Annotated in this window: 3 protein-coding genes; all 3 read right to left on the bottom strand. The window is 52.0% G+C overall.

Annotated elements, in window-relative coordinates:
- Nucleotides 1-270 precede the first annotated feature (270 nt).
- Genes APA10_RS11715 through APA10_RS11705 form a run of 3 tightly spaced genes read right to left on the bottom strand, consistent with a single transcriptional unit; the run spans nt 271 to nt 2039 of the window.
- The gene (locus tag APA10_RS11715; protein ID WP_233419910.1) at nt 271-549 is read right to left on the bottom strand and encodes a hypothetical protein; all 279 of its coding nucleotides are present in this window, start codon (nt 547-549) and stop codon (nt 271-273) included.
- Between the two features lie 18 nt (nt 550-567).
- Nucleotides 568-948, bottom strand: a complete 381-nt coding sequence (locus APA10_RS11710; protein WP_233419909.1) for a hypothetical protein — start codon at nt 946-948, stop codon at nt 568-570.
- Nucleotides 945-2039, bottom strand: a complete 1095-nt coding sequence (locus tag APA10_RS11705) for a Rieske 2Fe-2S domain-containing protein (protein ID WP_004450096.1) — start codon at nt 2037-2039, stop codon at nt 945-947. Before APA10_RS11705 ends, APA10_RS11710 begins: the two co-directional genes overlap by 4 nt.
- Nucleotides 2040-2119 lie beyond the last annotated feature (80 nt).

The following is a 2119-nucleotide window of genomic DNA, read 5'->3' as shown; positions in this document are numbered from 1 at the left end:
TCGGTCAGGTCAGATTTTCATGCCTGACAGCCGACATTCAGCTTCCCCCCCAAATCTGCCTGTCGGCTTCAAGAATTAAGCAGACTAGCGGCAGTCGCCTTTATCTCGGTCATTAGAACGATCGCGAGAACGTGCGCAAAGCGGACGTTGCGTCCTGATCTATTTATCAATCCTAGAGTAGATTGTTACGCAGTTTTTGGGCTCTACATTTGGGCCGCCCCTCAGATGGTTATCGTCACTTCCGTCCTTTCAGGCTGCTATTTGATTCCATTAGAAAATATCGCCTGAAATCAACTTTCGATGCATGATGCATCCTCTACGCGTAAGGCGTGCGGCCGCACAGCCCCACCGCGTGGAAAATCCGGCAGCCACATATCCCATCAATATCAATGATGCGCGAATGCTGCCTCGGTCCGTTTCAGGCACGCCGTAATCGCCATTTATCGGAAGGGAGAGGATAAAGCGGCATTGCTCTTTGGTGAGATTTTTTGCCGCCAGATAGGATCTGGCGGCCCCGCTTTGAACAGGATAATTCACGACGTTATTCAAGAGCCGTCTCCTCCAATCCTATGCACGACAATACATGCTCATTGCGGCTTTCTGCGCGCCGATCAGATTCTGAACCGCAATATAGGCTTGCGCGTAATACGTGCCGGATGTGTTTTCGGGCATGTCGGGCAACGTCATGACCATCTCCATGGCCGCATTCAGTAGTGGCCTGAAATGTGCTTCCAGATGGTTGCCGCGTTCCTGATGTACAGTTGGTAAATCGGCAACCATCATCTGGAACAGCTCATACCCATTCCGCTGCAATTGTTCCTCTTCGGGTAAAAAGTCATTCTGCCCCAGGAAAGCAAGAACACAGGTGCGGTTGGGTGCGAGGAGAATAATTTTTTCAAGCAAAGGATGGAGAACAAGGGAAGGCGGTCGGATAAATGGCGGCCTCATGGCACTGCCTTCCCCGCGCCATCCGGCACATGACCACATCGTCTGAGCAGATCACGAAGTTGATTGATAACCGGAAAGACTTCCTGATTATGGTCGCCACCGAGATCTTTCCATGCAGCCTGCTCCATTTCGACGATCTCACGATCTTCAAAGAAGACACGCTCCGTGAAGGCGACCAGTATTGGCCACGCCAGATCCAGTAAAAAAGGAATTTTCAATCGTTTGATCGATAACAGCCCGAAGACACGGTTGGTCAGCTCGTCACGGTCCTGCGGGACATATGAGATCCACAATTCCATCACGGGTTCCTCAATCCCCTGCGTTTCAATACGCAGACTCTGATAGGGATATTGTGTCCTGATGATCATGACGTCACGATAGGCAAAATCGCGGCCGTCGTGACGTCGCTGGCCGTAGATCAAAGCCTCGCTCAGAGGCTGCTTGCCAGCCGTTCGTGCAAACGTATAGCGGGCCTCGACAAAACCATCACCGTGATCCATTCCCAGAAATCGAGGCTTCATTTTGCCGACAAGGCGACTGTGCAGAACCTGATGATTCATATCCATCAGGTTTTCATGCATGAAACTGTAATGACAGTTCACGACCTTACCGAAGCGGCGCGTGCGGTAACGCTTGTCCCTTACTCTTGGAAAGTCAGGAAGCGGGGTCTTGTCCGCGAGAGACTGCTCCCCCATGAAAACAAAAATGAGCCCATCTTTTTCCCGGCAGGCCCAGGTCCTGAGATGCAGACATTGTGCCTCGGCAGAGATATCGGACGAAACACACTGGCCGTCCCTGTTATATCTCAGACCATGAGCGATGCAGCTTATTGCGTCACCATGCACGTCGCCTTTGCCCAAAAGAACCTGCCGGTGAGGGCATAGCCCGTCCAACGCGTAAGGTGCGCCGCTCTTTGGACGGACAACAACGATATGACGTCCGGCAAACCGGACATCGATTGCTTTCTCCCTTCTCAATTCACGGGACCATGCAACGGGATACCAGAAGTCAGGATTGGTTCTGATACGCCTTAAATCAGTGTGTTCTGCGCACCCGGGATGTTCTGAAGTTTGATGAAATTCGTTTTCCATTGCCTCAGCATTTCATCCGGCTCAGACTAGGGCCTGTTAGGGCTTGATCCAGTCTGCTGCGGCAGCGATGTGGATGACCG

The sequence above is a fragment of the Acetobacter pasteurianus subsp. pasteurianus LMG 1262 = NBRC 106471 genome (assembly GCF_000285275.1).
Taxonomy (GTDB): Bacteria; Pseudomonadota; Alphaproteobacteria; order Acetobacterales; family Acetobacteraceae; genus Acetobacter; species Acetobacter pasteurianus.
This window is presented reverse-complemented; position numbering and strand designations above follow the sequence as displayed.